We start from the raw sequence: 20,582 nt of genomic DNA, 5'->3' as shown, positions 1-20,582 counted from the left end.
CTACCATACCAAACTTAATGACGGAGAGAAACACATAAAAAAACGACTAAGATTGTCAGCTCCCTATCGCGTAACAAAAACAGAGCCTCCCGTTTAAACCCGGGAGGCTCTATTTTTGTTTATCTTTTTTGAAGCTCTTCCATAATCAGTTTATTGACCATTTGTGGATTGGCTTGCCCTTTTGTAGCTTTCATCATTTGTCCAACAAGGAAACCAACTGCTTTTTGCTTACCATTTTTAAAGTCCTCGATGGATTGAGGATTCTTATCCAAAATTTCTGTTACGATTGTACGCAGCGAACCTTCATCAGAAATTTGAACAAGACCTTTTTCCTTCACAATTGCTTCAGGATTCCCCCCATGCTCCACTAATTCCTTAAAGACAGTTTTAGCGATTTTTGAAGAGATAGTACCATCTACAATCAATTTAATTAAGCCTGCCAGTCCTTCTGGAGTGAGGGCTATATCATGCAATTCTTTTTGAGAGGTTTTCAAGTAAGCAGAAAGCTCACCCATTATCCAGTTGGAAGCCTGTTTAGGCTCTGCTCCTGCACTTATTGTTTCTTCAAAGAAATCGGCTGTTTCTCTTGTCACGGTTAACACACCTGCATCATAGGCCGGCAATCCCAACTCTTCTGTATAACGCTTAATTCGTGCATCCGGCAATTCAGGAATTTCCGCGCGAACGCGACTTTTCCATTCATCATCAATATATAGTTCAACTAAATCCGGCTCAGGGAAGTAACGATAATCATCAGATCCTTCTTTTACACGCATCAATAGAGTTGCCCCGGTTGCTTCATCAAATCTGCGAGTTTCCTGCTGAATTTCTCCGCCTTCATTCAGTACTTCGGCTTGTCTTTGTTGTTCAAACTCAAGTCCTTTACGAACAAAGTTGAAGGAGTTTAAGTTCTTCAATTCTGTCTTCGTACCAAACTCTTCCTGACCATACGGACGTAAGGAAATATTCGCATCACAACGTAAGCTTCCTTCTTCCATCTTACAATCGGATACACCAGTATATTGGATTATCGTTTTCAGTTTATCAAGGTAAGCATAGGCTTCCTCCGGCGTTCGAATATCCGGTTCAGAAACGATCTCAATAAGCGGTGTTCCCTGTCTGTTATAATCGCACAAGGAATAGCCATCAGCAGTATGTGTCAATTTCCCTGCATCTTCTTCTAAGTGAAGGCGTGTAATTCCGATTCTTTTCTTCTCGCCATTTACTTCAATTTCAATCCAGCCATTTTCTCCAATCGGTTTGTCAAATTGTGAAATCTGATAAGCCTTCGGATTATCAGGATAAAAATAGTTTTTACGATCAAATTTTGTATCAGTCGCCACTTCACAGTTAAGCGCCATCGCTGCTTTCATCGCATATTCGACCGCTTTTTTATTTAACACCGGCAAAACACCCGGGTATCCAAGATCGATGACGGAGGTATTTGTATTAGGCTCCGCTCCAAACTGGTTCGGAGAGGATGAGAATATTTTTGATTCCGTTTTTAATTCAACATGGACCTCAAGACCAATAACTGTTTCGTATTTCATTACTCCACCTCCTGTAGAGAGGGTTTTTGTTTATGAAAATCTGTTGCCTGTTCATATGCATGGGCAACTTTATATACTGTGCTTTCATCAAAATGCTTCCCGATAATCTGCAAACCTAGCGGCAATCCGTTGCTAAAGCCATTTGGCACGGAAATTCCCGGTACACCGGCAAGATTGACAGGAATGGTTAAAATATCATTCATGTACATAGTCATCGGATCATTTGTGTTTTCGCCCAGTTTAAATGCAGGTGTCGGTGTAGTTGGTCCTACAATGACATCATATTGATCAAATATTGTTTCAAAATCCTGCTTAATCAATGTACGGACCTTTTGCGCTTTTTTATAGTATGCATCATAGTAACCAGAACTAAGTGCAAATGTACCAAGCATAATCCGTCTTTTTACTTCATCTCCAAAACCTTCTGCTCTACTTTGTTTATACATTTCGAGTAAGTTCTGTGGATTTTCCGTTCGGTGGCCATAACGCACACCGTCAAAACGAGAAAGATTCGCAGATGCTTCAGAAGAAGATAACAAATAGTATGTTGACAGAGCGTATTTAGAATGCGGCAGGGATACCTCTTCGTATGTAGCCCCCAATTTCTCCAGAACTGCCAATGAATCCAGAACAGACTGGCGTACTTCTGCACTAACACCTTCCCCTAGATATTCTTTAGGAACAGCTATCTTAAGACCCTTTACATCACCTGTTAAAGACTTTGTAAAATCAGGGACTTCAATATGCGCTGAAGTTCCATCCATTGGATCTAGACCGGCAATGGCATTTAATAGGTAAGCATTATCCTCTACCGACCGTGTAATTGGTCCAATTTGATCAAGTGAAGATGCAAATGCCACTAAACCATAGCGGGAAACACGCCCGTAAGTCGGCTTCATTCCTACAACTCCGCAGAAGGATGCGGGCTGACGGATGGAACCGCCTGTGTCTGAGCCTAAGCTAAACGGAACTTCTCCGGCTGCAACCGCCGCAGCTGAACCACCGGAAGAGCCGCCAGGTACTCTATCTAAATCCCACGGATTAGCTGTTTTTTCATATCCTGAGTTTTCAGTGGAAGAACCCATGGCGAACTCATCCATATTTAACTTACCAATCGTAATCGTTTTTTCTTTTTTCAACTTCTCAATAACAGTTGCATCGTAAATTGGGTTAAAATTGTCCAATATCTTACTGGCACAGGTTGTGCGCAAATCCTTTGTGACAATATTATCTTTGATTCCGATCGGCATACCAAATAAAGGACCGCCAATTTCACCGGAAACAAGCTGTTGATCCAGTTTTTCAGCTTCCTGGTAGGCATTTTCCTCATTTAATGTTAGAAAGGCATTTATATTGCCTTCTACTTTTTTAATTCTGGTAAAGGACTCTGAAACCAAATCCGTTACTGATAATTCCTTTTTGCGAAGCGACTCATGCAAGTCGGCTATTTTACGATCAAATAAAGACATGATTTTCCCTCCCTGGCTACTCCATTATTCCCGGTACACGTATTTGTCCATCTTGTTGGTCAGGAGCATTTTTCAGCACTTCTTCCCTTGGCAGTCCTTGAGACGCCTTATCTTCTCTTAAGACATTCTTCATATGTAAAACATGTGTAGTAGGTTCAATATTTTCTGTATCTAACTCATTTAATTGTTCAGCAAATGTGATAATTGAATCCAATTGCTTCTGTAACTTTTCAGTTTCTTCTTCTGTTATAGCCAATCTCGCCAAATTAGCAACATGCTTAACCTCTTCTTTTGAAATGCGAGTCATTTTTATACACCTCCATTTTACTGCGTGCCACAATACAATTATTATGATAATACCAAACTTTCGCGCGTTAAAGCAATCGGAATCAATGGCATATTGTAGCTTCCTGCCAATTAAGTCGAAAACAGCAAAAGATTTCTCTTCTTTTGAATTATTGCCCGGGAAAAGTTTGTCGTGAATTGATGATTCATACGGAATTTAAAAGGGGATATAAAGCAGATTATACCTTCTTGTTAGTTTTCCTCTACTATTCTATGTGGATATCCTGATATCCTATCATGTGCATTATTTGTATATTCCACAGCAAGCCTAGATGCTCTCCATTTATAGGTCATGAGTTATCAACCTTTGAACCCTGAAGTTAGACATTACCAGCTGAGCCGGTATATAAACGATTCTTTCAGTCGAACTTGCCTCTCTCTATACTGTCATAAATAAACAAAGCAGGTGAAGAGTGATCTCCACCTGCTTTGTTTATTTTATAGCTTAATGCCTAACTCTCTACTTTTGAAACTTGTATACTATGCTTTCTGGAATTGTTCTTCTTCAGTGGAACCTTTAAGGGCTGTTGTAGAAGAAGTTCCTCCAGTGATAACCTGAGCCACTTCATCAAAATAACCAGTACCGACTTCACGTTGATGTCTTGTTGCCGTGTAGCCGTATTGCTCACTGGAGAATTCGTTCTGCTGAAGTTCGGAATAGGCAGCCATCCCGCGCTCTTTATATCCTCTTGCTAGTTCAAACATACTGTGATTAAGGGCATGGAATCCTGCAAGGGTAACAAATTGGAATTTGTAGCCCATTTTTGCAATTTCTTTTTGGAAGTTCGCAATTGTTTCATCATCTAATTTTTTCTTCCAATTGAAAGACGGAGAGCAGTTATAAGCTAACATTTTGTTTGGATATTTTTCATGGATGGCATCGGCGAATCTCTTCGCATCCTCAAGATTTGGCTCAGATGTTTCACACCAAATTAAATCTGCATATGGTGCGTATGAAAGTCCACGTGCGATTGCTTGATCAATACCCGCTTTTGTTCGATAGAATCCTTCTGGCGTTCTTTCTCCAGTGATAAAGTCTTTGTCCGTTGGATCAATATCACTTGTAATCAAGTCAGCGGCATCGGCATCCGTACGAGCAATCAGAAGAGTAGGAACACCCATTACATCCGCAGCCAGACGAGCTGCAATCAAGTTCTTTACTGCTGTTTGAGTTGGAAGAAGTACTTTACCACCCAAGTGGCCGCATTTCTTTTCGGAAGAAAGCTGATCTTCAAAGTGGACTCCTGCCGCTCCTGCCTCAATCATCCCTTTCATAAGTTCAAAGCAGTTTAACTGGCCGCCAAAGCCCGCTTCAGCATCGGCAACAATAGGCTGAAACCAATCGATCTCTTCTTTGCCCTCTGAATAGTGGATTTGGTCCGCTCGTTGAAGAGCCTGATTAATTCGTTTTACGACAGATGGAACACTATTAGCTGGGTACAAAGATTGGTCAGGATACATATTGCCGGAAAGATTAGCGTCTGCAGCTACCTGCCATCCGCTCAAATAAATTGCTTTTAATCCTGCTTTTACCTGTTGGACAGCCTGATTTCCTGTCAGAGCACCAAGCGCATTAATATAATCTTCTGTTTTAAGGTAATTCCAAAGCTTTTCTGAGCCTCTTCTTGCCAAAGTGTGCTCAATTTGTACAGATCCTCGCAGTTTCACTACATCTTCAGCTGAATATGGTCGTTCAATTCCTTCCCATCTTTCATCTTTCCACTCTGCTTCAATTTGCTTAATCAGTTCTTCTCTCATCGTTTGTATTTCCTCCTTTTATATGAAACCTAATTAATTGTTTTATAGAATTTCGTAGGCAGGTAAAGTCAAGAAGTCATAATACTCATCACTGATAATCAATTGGTCAAAAATCTCTGCTGCTTCCTTGAAACGGCCATTTGAAAAGCGCTCATCACCAAGTTCTTGTTTAATCTTTTCTAATTCTTCTTCTTTAAATGTTTTGTACATCTTCTTATCAACCTTGCGTCCATCATCCAATACTCCTTTTGGATGACGTACCCATTGCCAAACCTGTGCCCTGGAGATTTCAGCTGTAGCCGCATCCTCCATCAGATTATTAATCGGAGCTGCCCCTTTTCCATTAAGCCAGGATTCAATATACTGAATTCCTACATTAATATTAGTTCGAACACCCTGTTCCGTGATGGAGCCCTCTGGAACTTCAAGGAGATCAGCTGCTGTAACCTGTACATCTTCACGCTTTTTACCGATTTGGTTTGGCTCTGGCATATAGAGGTCAAACACTTCCTTTGCCACTGGGACGAGAGCAGGATGGGCAACCCATGTTCCATCATGACCATTCTTAGCTTCACGTTCCTTATCAGCTTTCACCTTAGCAAAGGCTTCTTCATTAGCTTTTTTGTCATTTTTAACCGGTATTTGTGCAGCCATTCCCCCAATAGCAGGTGCATTCCGTTTATGGCAGGTTTTAATGGCTAACTGGGAATAGGCAGTCATGAATGGCACAGCCATGGTTACCACCGATCGGTCCGGGAGAATAATAGAATCATGGTTTCTGAATTTCTTCAGATAGCTAAAAATATAATCCCATCTTCCACAGTTCAAGCCAGCTGAATGATCCTTCAGCTCATACAAGATTTCATCCATTTCAAATGCAGCAAGAATAGTTTCAATAAGAACAGTTGCCTTAATGGAACCATGCGGCAGTCCTATGTGATTTTGTGCATAAACGAAAACGTCATTCCAAAGGCGTGCTTCCAGATGGCTTTCTATTTTAGGCAAATAGAAATATGGACCGCTTCCATTCTCCAGCAAGGTCTTTGCATTGTGGAAAAAATAAAGCCCAAAATCGAATAGCCCACCTGAGATCGGCTGACCATCCAATGTGACATTCTTTTCTTCAAGATGGAAGCCTCTCGGACGAATGATGAGCACTGCTGTCTCTTCATTCATTTTATATTTTTTTCCATTTGGATTTTCAAAGGTAATCGTACGATTCACTGCATCACGAAGATTTAACTGGCCTTCAATATTGTTTTTCCAAGTCGGGGAGTTGGCATCTTCAAAATCAGCCATAAAGCATTTGGCACCGGAATTTAAAGCATTGATGACCATTTTCCGATCAACTGGTCCTGTGATTTCAACCCGTCTGTCCTGCAAATCTTTAGGTAAAGGCGCAATCGTCCAATCACTCTCCCGTATACTTTTCGTTTCTGTCAAAAAGTCCGGGAGTTTACCATTATCAATTTCTTTCTGGCGTCTGATACGCTTCTCCAGTAATTCCTTACGCCTTGTTCCAAAGTGCCTTTCTAGGTTTTCAATGAATTCAAGCGCTTCTGAAGTCAATATTTCATCAAAACCACTTTCCATTTTCCCTAGGATACTGATCCCATTTGTCTGCACTGTCATGTAACACACTCACTTCCTTTGCTTGTACGTTTTGTTATAAAACAGAATACTTAGTATATTCTGTATTATATAACAGTTTTTAGAATTTGCAAACTGTTTTATGGGAATTTTTGTGTTTTTATAGAAATGTTAAAAACTATTAAAAACTCTCCATTGACGGTACTAAATCAAAACATAAATATTCTTAATTAATCGATTGATTAATAGGCAACGCAAAAACTCCCCTCCGAATGATTCAGAAGGGAGTTTTGAAAATAGCTATCTATTAATAAGTTTCAGATGTCGTTTTAGCTTGCATATGCAATGTTAAGTAGTCCGGACCGCCAGCTTTTGAATCCGTACCGGACATATTGAATCCACCAAATGGTTGGTAACCAACAATCGCACCGGTACAGCCTCTGTTGAAGTAAAGATTTCCGACATGGAAGTCTTCACGAGCTTTCTCTTGGTGCACACGGTTCCTTGTAAGAACTGCTCCTGTTAAGCCGTAATCTGTGTTATTGGCAATCTCAATTGCTTCATCAAAATTGCGAGCTTTGCTGAATGCCACAACAGGTCCAAAAATTTCTTCTTTCATGATGCGCGCATCAGGTGCCAAATCGGCGATAATAGTTGGTTGAATGAAGAAGCCTTTGGAATCATCAGATTCTCCACCCGTCATAAGACGGCCTTCATTTTTCCCAATTTCAATATACTCAGTAATCTTTTTAAATGCAGAAGCATCCACGACTGGTCCCATAAATGTAGCAAAATCAGTTGGATCACCTACCGTCAACTCTTTAGTCAGTTCAACGGCTCTATTCAGCACTTCATCATAAACATCTTCTACAATGACGGCTCTTGAACATGCCGAGCATTTTTGTCCAGCGAAACCAAACGCTGATGCAACAATTGACTTGGCAGCCAATTCTAGATCCGCATCTGAATCTACTACGATTGTATCTTTACCGCCCATTTCAGCGATGACACGTTTCAACCAGATTTGACCTTCCTGCACTTTTGCCGCTCTTTCATAAATCCTTGTTCCAACTTCACGTGAACCTGTAAAGCTGACAAAACGAGTTTGTGGATGGTCAACAAGATAGTCTCCCACTTCACTTCCGCTACCAGGAACAAAGTTAATCACGCCTGCAGGCAGACCTGCTTCTTCCATAACCTCTACGAATTTTGCTGACACTACCGGTGTAGTGGAAGCTGGTTTTAATAATACGGTATTCCCTGTAACAACAGCTGCTACACAGGTACCTGCCATAATGGCGAATGGGAAGTTCCAAGGGGAAATAATAATCCCAACACCAAGCGGTATGTAATCATATCTATTATATTCATTAGGACGGCTTTGTACCGGCTGGCCATCTTTTAATTTCAACATTTGTCTTGCATAGTACTCTAGGAAATCAATCGCTTCAGCCGTATCTGCATCTGCTTCCACCCATGGTTTACCTGCTTCTCTTACCATGATTGCAGAGAACTCATGCTTTCTGCGGCGGATAATGGCAGCTGCTTTAAATAAAACATCCGCGCGAACTTCAGGTTTCGTTTTGCTCCATGTTTTGTAAGCTTCCAGTGCTTCCTGCATCGCTCTTTCCGCTAACTCTTTATTTGCCTTAGAAACATTGCCTATTACTATTTCTTTATCGGAAGGACTGATAGATATAATTTTATCGTCTGTAGATACTCTCTCTCCACCAATAATTAAATCATAATCCTGACCAAGATAGCTATCTACTAATGCCAATGCATCCTCAAACGCACTTTTGTTTACGCTTTCAGAAAAATCAGTGAGTGGTTCATGCTTATATGCTTGTACCATATAATTCCCTCCCTATATATCTATGTAGTAATCCCTCTTATTCTACTCCATTGTAAGCTTGAAAGTCACTTAATATAGTTTATATTCAAAATCTTTGTATAACTATTTTTATCCTTTTTGCTTTATTTTATAAAAAAAAGCTACCTCAAGAGGTAGCTACTGTTTATTCGTTATAAATATACACGTCTGGTTCTTTGGTATTTGCCTTTTTCATAATAAGGGCTTCCTGTCCGTTGGAAGATGCTATTTTAGTTTCCACTGCTAAATATTCCGGAAAACTAGATTTCACCAAACCAGCCACATATTGTGTAAATCCAATAACCTCTGTTTTCCCATAGAACTGCATGTCTATTGAAATGGTCAACTTTTGCAGTTCTTTATTTACATAAAAGGCCTTCCCAATTACACCATTAAAATTAGGGAAGTATTCTTCAACATCCTGCTTAAAATTAGCAAAGGTCGTTGCATCATCACGGAAATCCTTTGTTGCTTTATCTGATGGGAACAAATAATATTCTTCTTGTACATTTGTCCATTTGGAAATCTTGTTGCTCTTCTCTCCCACTTTTGCATAGGAAATAAAATTCCCTGGCACAACCGCATCCTTGCTTCCTTGTTCAAATAAACCAATCATAATCGGAACGGTTTTTCCGCCCTCCATAGTTCTAATCCGTTTCACAACTTCAGCCGCAATCTTATGGCCTTCTTCAAGCAATTTATCTTCCTCAATTTTTATTTCGTACGTTTCCCCGTACTTTTCCTTTTGATAATAAAATACTGAGTTCAAGGCAAGTCCAATCGAAATACCGCCAAGTTCAACTTTATTATCATCTGTTTTGACTAGATAGTCATGCTCTAAAATATGGGCAAGATATTCCGGGTTCTTCTCATATCTTTCCTCAATATCGCCTTTTCCATCATCAAGCGGATTTAATCCAAGATTATCCTCCGCAGTTAATTTGTTCTCTTTCAACTGCTCTTTTGTATACTTACGATTCAGCCAGCTTTTAATCGTCTTTGTGTCCAATAGCTGACCTTCTCTGAAAATATATTCATCGGTTGGAAATGGATCCTGAGCCAGTCTCATCAATCCTGTTTCAAACTCTTCCAAATCAAGTCGAGTATTAATGTTTGAAACCACCAGACCTCTGGAACTGCTTATTTGATAAGGCAGCATCGTTTGATAATAATTGTCGGAGATTTGATATTCGGGAATAATGGATGACTCCTTTTTGGAATCTTTTTCGGTATTATCCTCTACTACCTCATCCTTATCAAATTTTGGTGCGCAGCCTACAAGCATAAGTGCCAGTACTATTGTTATTGCTATCAAACGCTTCATTCCTACACCTCTATCCCTGCTTGCCCAGTTCTTCCAGTAAATTGCCTTCATCCCACACTTCAATTCCTAAATCCTGGGCTTTTTTTAATTTTGAACCGGCATCTTCTCCGGCAATCAGTAAATCCGTCTTCTTACTTACGCTCCCCGTCACATTGCCGCCAAGCGCTTCAATTAATTCTTTCGCTTCATTCCTTCCGTACTTTTCCATTTTCCCTGTAAGTACAATGGTTTTACCGGAGAAATAACTATCTGTCGCTACTGCAACATTTTTCTTCTTACCTTTATAATCCATATTAACGCCGACATTTTTCAACTCAACAATCAGCTGCTGGCATTCTTCCTGGTTGAAATACGTAACAATCGCATCAGCCATTTTGTCACCTATTTCATTAATAGCGGTCAATTCATCTACATCAGCAGACATTAGGCGATCCATGTTTTCGAATTCTTCAGCGAGAATCCTAGCAGCCTTTGCTCCTACATGGCGGATTCCGAGCCCAAATAAAAGGCGCTCCAATGAATTGCTCTTAGAAGCTTCAATGGCGTTCAAAAGATTGGTAGCTGATTTATCCCCCATACGCTCCAAATTGATCAGCTGATCATAAGTCAATTTATAAATGTCAGCTACATCCTTAATTAAGGACTCACCAAATAGTTGGATGATCACTTTTTCACCAAGTCCATCAATATTCATAGCATTACGGGAAACGAAGTGAATTAATCCCTCTTTGATTTGTGCCGGACATTTTGGATTGATGCAACGCAGGGCTACTTCTCCTTCCAAACGGACAAGCTCACTGCCACAATCAGGACAATGTGTAGGCATATGGAATTCCTTTTCTTCCCCTGTCCGCTTATCAAACAGGACATTCACGACCTCTGGAATAATATCCCCGGCTTTTTTAACAACCACATGGTCACCGATCCGAATATCTTTTTCACGGATCAGGTCCTCATTATGAAGGGAGGCTCGTTTGACTGTCGTTCCGGCTACTCTTACTGGATCCAGTAAGGCAGTCGGCGTAATAACACCTGTACGTCCAACAGTTAATTCAATATCGCGAAGGATGGTAATGACTTCTTCTGCAGGAAACTTATAAGCAATTGCCCATCTTGGGCTTTTTGCAGTATAGCCTAATTCTTCTTGGTGAAACAGTGAATCTACTTTGATTACAATCCCATCAATATCATAATCCAAATCAGGCCTTTTAGCTGACCATTCCTGAATATACTCCAATACATCCTCAATCGTAGCACATTTTCTTCTATGCGGATTAGTTTTCAGTCCTAATTTTTGTAGCAGGTCAAGTCCTTCACTATGGGTTTCAACACCAGTTTCACCCGTTTCGCCGATTCCATATAGGAAGATATCCAAATTCCGAGATGCAGCTATACGCGGATCAAGCTGGCGCAAGGATCCCGCCGCTGCATTTCGTGGATTAGCAAACGGTTCTTCACCATTTTCTTGCTTTTTTTCATTTAAGGATACAAAAGATTTCTTTGGCATGTATGCCTCACCGCGAACCTCAAATGTAATAGGATCATTCAGTCGAAGTGGAATGGAACGTATCGTCTTGAGATTGGCTGTAATATCCTCACCAGTGGTTCCGTTACCTCTTGTAGCTCCTTTAACAAATAATCCCTCTTCGTAACGCAAAGATACAGCCAGCCCATCAATTTTTAATTCACATATATAGGAATATTCATCTGTGCCAAGCCCCTGCTTTACCCTTCTATCAAAGTCACGCAGATCACTTTCATTAAAAGCATTTCCAAGACTTAGCATTGGCGTGATATGTTCCACTTTTGTAAACGTATCAAGCACTTGTCCACCAACTCTTTGAGTAGGTGAATCAGGGGTTTGCAATTGCGGATATAGACTCTCTAATTCCACCAATTCTTTATATGTCTGATCATATATAGAATCTGGAACTGACGGTTGGTCGAGAACATAGTATTCATATCCATATTGATTTAATAGTGATTGAAGTTCAGCCACTCGTTTTTGCGCTTCTTTTATATCCATATCTTTCGCCCTCTCTACTCAAAGTTTCCTTTGGGACTATTGTTTTGTGATGGGTGCAAATTTAGCAAGCAATCGTTTAATGCCCATAGATGGGAAAGCAATATCAAGCTCCAGGCCATCCCCGCTTCCTTTTACACTGACGACTGTGCCAACGCCCCATTTTCCATGTGCAGCTTTGTCACCAACCTGCCAGTCGAGTTTCTCTCCACCGGACTCATTCATCATCGTTCTTCCAACTGCCTTATGTTTCGCCGGTCCATTGATTCCAGCACTGCTCATTCCAGTACCATTGATTCCAGTTCTTGCTTTGGCACCTGAACCTGATTGCATAAAGGAAGGTCTTGTTTGCCTCTTTTCTTCTGGCGGATTTAACATTTCGATTAAATCCTGTGGAATTTCTTTAATAAAGCGGGAAACAGGATTCAATGTTGTACGTCCATATAATGTACGCATCTGTGCATTGGTTATAAATAATTCACGTTCAGCCCGTGTGATTCCTACATAGGCAAGGCGGCGTTCTTCTTCCATTTCCACTTCTTCCATCAGGGCACGGCTATGCGGGAAGACACCTTCTTCAAGACCAATTAAGAAGACAACAGGGAATTCCAGCCCTTTTGCAGAGTGAAGGGTCATTAATACAACCCCATCTGTCACAACTTCATCCTCATCCACGCGATCAATGTCAGCCACGAGAGCAAGGTCTGTTAAAAAGGCAACCAAGCTCTTATCATCACTGCCCTTTTCAAAGTTTTTCGTAACAGATAAGAACTCATCAATATTTTCTAAGCGTGTTTCTGCTTCAATTGTTTTCTCGATTTCCAACGACTTTCTATAACCTGATTTTTCGATAACTTCCTCTATTAATTCAGTAACTGACAGGAACTCCTGCATTTGCGTATAGTTTTTAATTAAGTCTCTGAATTCAGCAGCCCCATTATAAGCTTTTCCGCTCAAGCCGATAAATTCAAGCTCCATCATCGCCTGGTACATGGAAATATCCTGATCGGCAGCATAATTCGCAATTTTGTCAACCGAGCTTGCACCAACCCCTCGTTTTGGAACATTGATGACTCTGCGCAAACTGATATCATCATCCGGATTGGCAATGAGGCGCAGATAAGCAAGAATGTCTTTAATCTCTTTACGATCATAGAATTTAATACCGCCGACAATTGTGTATGGAATATTTGATTTAAGCAGAACTTCCTCCATTACACGTGATTGAGCGTTTGTGCGGTACAAAATAGCGATATCAGATAGTTTCTTCCCTTGATGCTCTGTCAGCTCTTTAATTTTTCCAGCCACAAACTGCGCTTCACCCTGCTCACTATCCGCGCGGAAATAAGCCAGTTTATTCCCTTCCACATTCTCTGTCCATAAATTCTTTTCCTTGCGGTTCAAGTTATTGCCGATTACGCCATTGGCTGCTGCCAAAATTCGCTTAGATGAGCGATAATTTTGCTCAAGCATAATCACTTTAGCATTTGGATAATCCTTTTCAAAGGATAGGATGTTAGCAATATCGGCGCCGCGCCAACGATAAATAGACTGGTCGGAGTCCCCTACCACACACAGGTTTTTAAACCGCTGTGCTAATTTCTTAACAAGCATGTATTGAGCACGGTTTGTATCCTGATACTCATCCACATGGATAAATTGAAACTTTCTTTGATAGAATTCCAGTACTTCCGGAACCTTATCAAAAAGTTCAAATGTTTTCATAATCAAATCATCAAAATCCAATGCCTGATTCTTCCGAAGTCTTTTTTGATATTGAGTATAAAGGTCCGCTACTGTTTGCTCATAGTAATTGCCTGCACTATTGGCAAATTCCTCATGGTTAATTAATTCATTTTTGGCAGAGGAAATCGTTCCAAGTATCGTCTTAACATCAAATTTTTTCGTATCAATATTTTTTTCTTTCATGATTTGTTTTATAACCGTTTGTTGATCACCCGGATCGAGAATAGAGAAATTACGATTCATGCCAATTCGGTCGATATCACGGCGTAAGATCCGAACACACATCGAGTGGAAAGTGGAAATCCATATTTCCTCAGAAGCTCCGCCAAGAATACCCTGAATCCGTTCCTTCATCTCTCTTGCCGCCTTATTCGTAAATGTGATGGCAAGTATATTCCAAGGCGCTACTTCTTTTTCTACAATTAAATAAGCGATGCGATGGGTAAGAACCTTTGTTTTACCACTGCCCGCTCCAGCCATAATTAGCAAAGGGCCATCCGTAGCTTGTACTGCCTCTTTTTGTCTATTGTTTAATCCGGTTAACAGTCGATCTGATAAGAACTGCATTATGACACCACCCTAACGAACATTTGTTCTTATTATACTTCATCCAATGGCTTTCCACGATAATTTATTTATTTTTTTTAGCAGAATCTACTGTCAAGAGTGCCGTATTTAAATCATCATAAATGAGGTTTCCGACAACAATGACATCTGCCAATTCGGACATTTCCTTAGCTTTTTCTGGACTTGTAATACCCCCGCCGTAAAACAGGGTTGTATCCATCAATGTATTTTTAACAGTTCTAACAAGTGTTGGATCTCCGTACTGTCCACTGTATTCTAAATAAAAAATAGGTAAATGCAACATTTTTTCTGCCATAAGGGCATAGGCTGCTGCATCATCTTCTGTAATATCTGTATCGGCCTCCGTCAAATCTGCCACTTTACAATCAGCATTCATGATGCAATACCCCTCCACATGCATTTCATCCCAATTGATCATGTGGCCAAATTCTTTGATTGCTTCTTTATGCAAACCAAGGATCCAGTTTGGATTCTTGCTATTTAATACAGATGGTATAAAATACAAATCAAATCCCGGGGTTAAGGATTCTATATTTGAAACCTCAAGCACACAAGGCAGTGTATAACGCCTAACGCGGGCCATTAAGTCCAGGACATTTTCTAATGTAACACCATCTGAACCTCCGACAATAATCGCATCGGTACCCGATTCACATACCTTCTCCAGTGCTTCATCTGAAATTATTTTATTTGGATCGAGTTTAAACACATGTCTCCACTCGCGAAAATCATACATCCATGACAACCCCCATTCTAATTACCATTTAATCATTATAGCATTCCTTTTAGTGATACCAAAGAGTTAGAAAATTCACATGGTCTGCCAATATTTCACCGTTTGGTAAAACCGTTAAACACTGTTGATGGTAAGTTTTAACCTTGACGTTTTTCAGCAAAAAATAGACAAAAAAATTGTAGATGCCTCTCCTCACCATCATCACACAAACGTACTGTAAGGCAGATTTACTATAAAAATAGACAAAGAAAGACATATAAAAAAGCAAGCAGCCGTAGCGCTATTTCTACACGGTCTGCTTGCTTTTATTTAAGTTACGCATTATTTTCTTTCAATCTGCCAAGTGCCATTGTATAGGCATCATTTCCGTAATTCAGGCACCGTTTAACCCTTGAAATAGTAGCAGTACTTGCACCCGTTTCCGTCTCAATCATATGATACGTTTTTCCTTCTTCGAGCATACGAGCAACCTCTAGACGCTGGGCAAGAGATTGTATTTCATTTATCGTACATAAATCGTCAAAAAAACGATAACATTCATCGAGATCTTTTAAAGATAATATAGCATTGAATAGTTGATCCAAATCCTTGCCTTTTAGTTTGTTAATTTGCATATGTTCAGGTTCCTCCTAATCATTTGAGAGTGTGACACTCTTATTTAAGCCCGGTTGATCCGGAACAATATTAATCCATGTTTTTCCCTGTACCAATTTAACTTCCGTATCGCCGGATACAGGCACAATCCTACCATCTTTATTCTCCCATTGAACCTCTGAGCGTTTACCCTTTTGCAGTAGGTAAGCATCTCCACCTGTAGTTAAATCAATTTCCCGCCGGCCTTTATCATCTTTGACCTTGTGAATTGCTTCAACTATAAGGATATTATCCAGTTGAACAGGCTTTTTTGTCTCTTCATCTTCCGTACGTACTCCTGCAGTATAGCGTGTATACTTTTCACTGGCAGTATCATACTTATAGGTTACATCATAATCTGCAGAGCCATAAGATACGTTTGCGACTGTATAGTCCTCGCCTGAAATTAAGCCTGTTTCATCTTCTGAAAAAAAGGTATAAGCAGGCGTGTTTTCTTGCATTGTGTATCCTGCTTTTTTTGCACCATTCAAGATGGTATCATATGTGATATAGGAATTATGAGGTGCTTTGCGATCAGAGGATCGTTTGAAAAGCGTCCCATCATGGTCAAGCCCATTCAAGTAGTCTATATAGTCAGATTGAATTAACTTTTGTGCGTCGGGACTCCAGCCATGAAAAATATACAAGCTTTCATGCCCTTTGGCAAGCTCTATGTAATAATCTCTTGCACTTCTGACCGGACCGATATTCTCAGGAAATTCACTTTGGAAAATAGCTAAAAACCTCGTTATATTACTTTCGGCCAAAACCTCATATATGATGTCTGCTTTTGAAATACCTGATTGCGGTCTTGCTATGGGATGGTTATTAACCATAACCGAAATGGCTCTGTGATTGCTTTCCTCGTCATTAGAAACTCCTGTTAACGGATACGCATTCAGTGACTTTTTCAAGACCTCTTCCGTCTTCTCAGACTTTTCATTCGTTTCTTCCTTATTACCTGAACAACCTGCCAGAAGGACAAAAACTAACATCACTATGAACCAAGCTTTCTTAGTCATGCTATGTACCTCACCCCATCACATATAGGATATATTTCTCACTTCTTTACTATTTTAACGCATTATAGTCGGAAAGAGTACAGATTTATTCATAACATCATACAAACCTGCTTGTGTGACTCTCATATAAGGCAAATGAGTAGATGAGAAGAATAATAGGGAATAAATCGGATCTTCGAAAGGAAAGCCCTTTTCAGTCAACAATTCCCGTAATCCAGCCTCTTCTTCTATTAAAACAGGAAGTTCCTTATTGGACATCATGCCTTGTATCTGCAGAGGCATTTCAAACAATATTTCCCCTTTCTCTGCAATTACAATACCGCCGCCAATCTCTTTCATCCGATTAAAGGCCAATCTCATATCTTTTTTGCTCTTCCCAATTAACAGAATATCCCCTGAGTTGGAGAATGATGAGGCAAATCCATATAAACGTTTCGCAAAACCTTTCAGCAATGTATTGATTCTAAACTTGCCATCTCTGGTTAGGTACGTAAAAAAGCACTCATCATGATCTTCAGCCAATACCTCTCTTGAAATATCAATATGAATGGAATACGGCTTAGTAATTACATTATTATCCATATTTATACCAAATGGCATAGAGTATTGAAAATCATTTTCTGTTAGATTCCAATCAAGCTCCAGAGGGCTGAGGTCAAAGTCCTCCCACGCAATCGATGACCGTTTCATTTCAACCAGTTTATCCTCCCTTTTCACCCATTGTCCTTTCGATAATACAGAGTGAGGAGTTGGTTTATCTTTTGCAGACAGGAAATTAATGTTTGCTACCCGGCCTGTTGCAATATTTCCGTGTAAATAATCGATACCATAATAGCGGGCAATATTTATGGAAGCCATATTGTAAGCATCTATAATAGGCACACCCTTTTCAATTGCAATTGCAATTAATTGATCTGTAAATCCATCTTTATAAAACCCAGGCGTAGAGCCATCTGTGTTGAAAAATAACCGGTCATAAGAATTCAACTCATATTCTTTTAAATCATCTAAAATACGTGGAAGATCCGGACGAATGGACGAATGCCTTAACGATACATCATATCCCTGCATCAGTCTGTTGATCACTTCCTCGCCTGTCATAGCTTCATGATCACAATCAGCACCAAGCAACATTAATTTCGATAATGTTTTTTCAGAAGCACCCGGAAAATGGCCTTCAATTTTCCTCCTCATCCTTTTCGCTTCCTGAATCCAATGAAGCATCATATCATCCCCATCGAGAAGACGCGGCCATCCTGTCAGCTCTCCAGCTTGCAGGACACCATCATGCTCAAGCCAGCTCTTCACATTGGAATGCGAAAATACCATTTCTTCATTCCTCAGTTCTGTTTGGGAATCAAGCCTGGCCCACCAATACATAGAAATTGGAAGATGGCGCAATTCCTTGAGCAGTGCAAACGCTTGTTTATTATCCATTAGGGTAAACAAAAGCATATTATCATTGATTAAGGTCGTTGTTCCATACTGGGCCGCGTGCATACCAAGGGTTTCCGGATTATATAATTGAAATGGGTGGGCATGCGGCTCAATATAGCCAGGTACCAGATATTGATCTGTGCAATCTACAATCTCATACCCCTCCTGAATAAAAGGCATTTTTTCGCCTACATATACAATTCGATCTGCATAAATCCAGATATTCGCCTTCATCCACTTCTTAAATACCTGGTTCAAATACACCGCATTTGTTAATACTAGCGTCGGCGCCACTTTTCCATCTATCACATCAACATGCTCTCGTAGCTGTTTATTTTTCCATCTGTATCTTTGTCCAAGCACGAATATAACCCCCTTCTCAAAACGTAATTTATTATATTTTAAATAATGGAAGTATCGACTCAACCATTACAAATCATAAATGTAAGCCTTTTCAATATACTACCATATTTTTATAGTTTAGAGCATTAAAGAATGATAATTTCCATTTTTCCTTTTTATCTGAGAACCAATAAATTAGTGTATGTATTGTTTCAAATAAATACGCCTTTTTCTCGAATAGGTGTCACAAGGATATCCAAAACCCGTTAAATATAAGGTTATACATCTAACATGCAAGTCCTCAGTCCTCAACACATAGTTCATTCCCTTGATCCATTAATCAAAACCTGCACAATCCATCTATTCAGCAAGCTCACAGAACATTGCTGTATATAAAATGCATTGAACAGCAAAAAACATACTCAGGCAAGTATGTTTGTGTTATAGATTGACCTTAATTAACATAAGGACCTAAATTTAATTTTTTCAATGACATAAAACTATGTATCTAGTATTTAATGGCCGAAATAACTGGTTATCCAGTTAAATATATAGAAAATTTTATAAACATATGAGCGTAATTAGTCTATTATTGTGGGCTTCTGAGATTAATTGAGCGATTTTAGAGAGGTATTGAGTGAAATTTTTAGGTAATGAATGTATGTTGAGCAAAAACAAGTTTATCTTGATTGATCGAAAATCTATTTAAGCGATGTTAAGGAGTGAACTTCATCACGCTGTACTATCATGCCTTTTCGCGCCAACTGTATCTGCTCTTCACACTAAAAAATGATAAGATCCAGCCTGCCATTATTAATCTTCATAAAGCACCCCCTAAAAAGTCTCAATCCTCTCCTTTAGGGGCCGTACTAAAAAGCTGAATAGCGTTTTCACCAATATCATAACGATAGTAGAGACCCTTACATTGAATTCCTTCCAGTTCGTGATAGGCCTTTTTTTGAGCTAGTTCCAATGTTCGATCCAGCGCAGCCAGCAAGAGGACTCTTCCGCCATCTGTCACAAATTCGCCCCGTTCATTTTTATTTGTTCCGGCATGATATAGATGTGTATACACATCTATATAATTTAAGCCTTTTATGACATTGCCCTTTTCATACTCACCTGGATATCCATTCGCTGCCATGACGACTCCGACGGCGCTTTCCTCCGACCATTCAAACTCCATATCGACCGCCTTTAAGACATTTTCTACAACTTCCAATAAATCTGATTTTAATCTTGGCAGAATGACCTGCGTTTCGGGATCGCCAAATCTCGCATTAAATTCGATAACTTTAGGACCCTCGGTTGTAGTGATTAGTCCGGCATAGAGGATACCGGTAAAGGAGCGCCCCTCTTTCACCATTGCCTTTGCTGTTGGAATCAGGATCTCTTCAAGAGCCTGGCTAACCATATCTTGACCAATGTGAGGAACAGGTGAATAAGCTCCCATTCCACCTGTATTGGGACCTTTATCACCGTCAAAAGCTCGTTTATAGTCCTGAGCAATTTCCATTGGGTAAACCTTTTCTCCATTCACAAAGGCCATAAAGGTGAACTCTTCCCCGTTCAAAAATTCCTCAATCACAATTTTCTCTGATGACTCTCCAAACCTTTGATTAAGCAGCATCTCTTTTAAAGCTTCAAGTGCTTCTCCTTCTGTCATCGCGACGACTACTCCCTTGCCTGCTGCAAGCCCGTCCGCTTTGATGACAATCGGCACACCTTTTTGCTTCACATATTGGACAGCTTTCTCAAAATCCGTAAATATTTCGTATTCCGCTGTAGGAATTTCGTATTTTTTCAACAATTCCTTCGCAAATGACTTACTGCCTTCAATAATAGAAGCAGCTTTATTCGGCCCAAATACAGTCAAACCCTGTGTTATAAAGTCATCTGCCAAACCATTCACTAACGGAACCTCCGGACCAATGAACGTTAATCCTATTTCGTTTTCTTTTGCAAATCGAATTAATCCAGCATGTTCCGTCTCTGGGATATTCACGATTTCAGCCACATCGTTCATTCCCGGATTACCTGGTGCTACGTATACGTTTGTTACACGCTTGCTCTCAGCAAATTTTCTGGCTAAAGCGTGTTCACGGCCTCCGCGCCCGATAACAAGTACTTTCATCATTTCACTTCT

The 20,582-nt window shown here is 40.0% G+C and carries 14 protein-coding genes; all 14 read right to left on the bottom strand.

All coding sequences use genetic code 11. The features are described 5' to 3' along the window. Positions 1–119: 119 nt before the first annotated feature. The 14 genes from gatB to purD all read right to left on the bottom strand — a co-directional run bounded on the left by gatB (position 120) and on the right by purD (position 20,570). The gene (gatB, locus tag AC4G3K_RS14670; protein WP_491133782.1) at positions 120–1,550 is read right to left on the bottom strand and encodes an Asp-tRNA(Asn)/Glu-tRNA(Gln) amidotransferase subunit GatB; all 1,431 of its coding nucleotides are present in this window, start codon (positions 1,548–1,550) and stop codon (positions 120–122) included. Next, positions 1,550–3,019: an Asp-tRNA(Asn)/Glu-tRNA(Gln) amidotransferase subunit GatA gene (gatA, locus tag AC4G3K_RS14665; RefSeq protein ID WP_491133781.1), complete on the bottom strand. Its 1,470-nt coding sequence runs from the start codon at positions 3,017–3,019 to the stop codon at positions 1,550–1,552. Before gatA ends, gatB begins: the two co-directional genes overlap by 1 nt. A 16-nt stretch (positions 3,020–3,035) precedes the next feature. Then, complete coding sequence (gatC, locus tag AC4G3K_RS14660; RefSeq protein ID WP_491077768.1) at positions 3,036–3,326, bottom strand: Asp-tRNA(Asn)/Glu-tRNA(Gln) amidotransferase subunit GatC; 291 nt, start codon at positions 3,324–3,326, stop codon at positions 3,036–3,038. Positions 3,327–3,844: 518 nt separating this feature from the next. Further along, positions 3,845–5,122 (bottom strand): isocitrate lyase, encoded by a 1,278-nt coding sequence (gene aceA, locus AC4G3K_RS14655; protein ID WP_491133780.1) that lies wholly within the window; start codon positions 5,120–5,122, stop codon positions 3,845–3,847. A 42-nt stretch (positions 5,123–5,164) separates the two neighbouring features. After that, a complete protein-coding gene (gene aceB, locus AC4G3K_RS14650; RefSeq protein ID WP_491133779.1) occupies positions 5,165–6,754 on the bottom strand; it encodes a malate synthase A in 1,590 nt (529 codons plus the stop codon). Between the two features lie 265 nt (positions 6,755–7,019). Then, positions 7,020–8,567, bottom strand: a complete 1,548-nt coding sequence (gene pruA, locus AC4G3K_RS14645) for an L-glutamate gamma-semialdehyde dehydrogenase (protein WP_491133778.1) — start codon at positions 8,565–8,567, stop codon at positions 7,020–7,022. A 163-nt stretch (positions 8,568–8,730) separates the two neighbouring features. After that, positions 8,731–9,909 (bottom strand): CamS family sex pheromone protein, encoded by a 1,179-nt coding sequence (locus AC4G3K_RS14640; RefSeq protein ID WP_491077764.1) that lies wholly within the window; start codon positions 9,907–9,909, stop codon positions 8,731–8,733. A gap of 10 nt (positions 9,910–9,919) precedes the next feature. Then, a complete protein-coding gene (gene ligA / locus AC4G3K_RS14635) occupies positions 9,920–11,935 on the bottom strand; it encodes an NAD-dependent DNA ligase LigA (protein WP_491133777.1) in 2,016 nt (671 codons plus the stop codon). 36 nt (positions 11,936–11,971) lie between these two features. Next, on the bottom strand, positions 11,972–14,245 hold the full coding sequence (pcrA, locus tag AC4G3K_RS14630) for a DNA helicase PcrA (protein ID WP_491133776.1): 2,274 nt from the start codon (positions 14,243–14,245) through the stop codon (positions 11,972–11,974). A gap of 64 nt (positions 14,246–14,309) precedes the next feature. Then, positions 14,310–15,002: a heptaprenylglyceryl phosphate synthase gene (gene pcrB, locus AC4G3K_RS14625; protein WP_491077761.1), complete on the bottom strand. Its 693-nt coding sequence runs from the start codon at positions 15,000–15,002 to the stop codon at positions 14,310–14,312. A 314-nt stretch (positions 15,003–15,316) separates the two neighbouring features. Next, positions 15,317–15,616 carry a YerC/YecD family TrpR-related protein gene (locus AC4G3K_RS14620; RefSeq protein ID WP_491077760.1) on the bottom strand — a complete coding sequence of 100 codons (300 nt, stop codon included), beginning with the start codon at positions 15,614–15,616 and terminating at the stop codon, positions 15,317–15,319. A 15-nt stretch (positions 15,617–15,631) separates the two neighbouring features. Beyond that, a complete protein-coding gene (locus tag AC4G3K_RS14615; RefSeq protein ID WP_491133775.1) occupies positions 15,632–16,657 on the bottom strand; it encodes a DUF3048 domain-containing protein in 1,026 nt (341 codons plus the stop codon). 54 nt (positions 16,658–16,711) lie between these two features. Continuing rightward, positions 16,712–18,457: an adenine deaminase C-terminal domain-containing protein gene (locus tag AC4G3K_RS14610; RefSeq protein WP_491133774.1), complete on the bottom strand. Its 1,746-nt coding sequence runs from the start codon at positions 18,455–18,457 to the stop codon at positions 16,712–16,714. Positions 18,458–19,280: 823 nt separating this feature from the next. After that, on the bottom strand, positions 19,281–20,570 hold the full coding sequence (gene purD / locus AC4G3K_RS14605) for a phosphoribosylamine--glycine ligase (RefSeq protein WP_491133884.1): 1,290 nt from the start codon (positions 20,568–20,570) through the stop codon (positions 19,281–19,283). Between the last annotated feature and the right edge of the window lie 12 nt (positions 20,571–20,582).

Source organism: Bacillus sp. z26 (assembly GCF_058313635.1).
This window is presented reverse-complemented; position numbering and strand designations above follow the sequence as displayed.

Bases quoted from the DNA above. Each gene is read 5' to 3' on its own strand.
- gatB (WP_491133782.1), bottom strand. From the start codon at position 1,550: ATGAAATACGAAACAGTTATTGGTCTTGAGGTCCATGTTGAATTAAAA.
- gatA (WP_491133781.1), bottom strand. From the start codon at position 3,019: ATGTCTTTATTTGATCGTAAAATAGCCGACTTGCATGAGTCGCTTCGC.
- gatC (WP_491077768.1), bottom strand. From the start codon at position 3,326: ATGACTCGCATTTCAAAAGAAGAGGTTAAGCATGTTGCTAATTTGGCG.
- aceA (WP_491133780.1), bottom strand. From the start codon at position 5,122: ATGAGAGAAGAACTGATTAAGCAAATTGAAGCAGAGTGGAAAGATGAA.
- aceB (WP_491133779.1), bottom strand. From the start codon at position 6,754: ATGACAGTGCAGACAAATGGGATCAGTATCCTAGGGAAAATGGAAAGT.
- pruA (WP_491133778.1), bottom strand. From the start codon at position 8,567: ATGGTACAAGCATATAAGCATGAACCACTCACTGATTTTTCTGAAAGC.
- AC4G3K_RS14640 (WP_491077764.1), bottom strand. From the start codon at position 9,909: ATGAAGCGTTTGATAGCAATAACAATAGTACTGGCACTTATGCTTGTA.
- ligA (WP_491133777.1), bottom strand. From the start codon at position 11,935: ATGGATATAAAAGAAGCGCAAAAACGAGTGGCTGAACTTCAATCACTA.
- pcrA (WP_491133776.1), bottom strand. From the start codon at position 14,245: ATGCAGTTCTTATCAGATCGACTGTTAACCGGATTAAACAATAGACAA.
- pcrB (WP_491077761.1), bottom strand. From the start codon at position 15,002: ATGTATGATTTTCGCGAGTGGAGACATGTGTTTAAACTCGATCCAAAT.
- AC4G3K_RS14620 (WP_491077760.1), bottom strand. From the start codon at position 15,616: ATGCAAATTAACAAACTAAAAGGCAAGGATTTGGATCAACTATTCAAT.
- AC4G3K_RS14615 (WP_491133775.1), bottom strand. From the start codon at position 16,657: ATGACTAAGAAAGCTTGGTTCATAGTGATGTTAGTTTTTGTCCTTCTG.
- purD (WP_491133884.1), bottom strand. From the start codon at position 20,570: ATGAAAGTACTTGTTATCGGGCGCGGAGGCCGTGAACACGCTTTAGCC.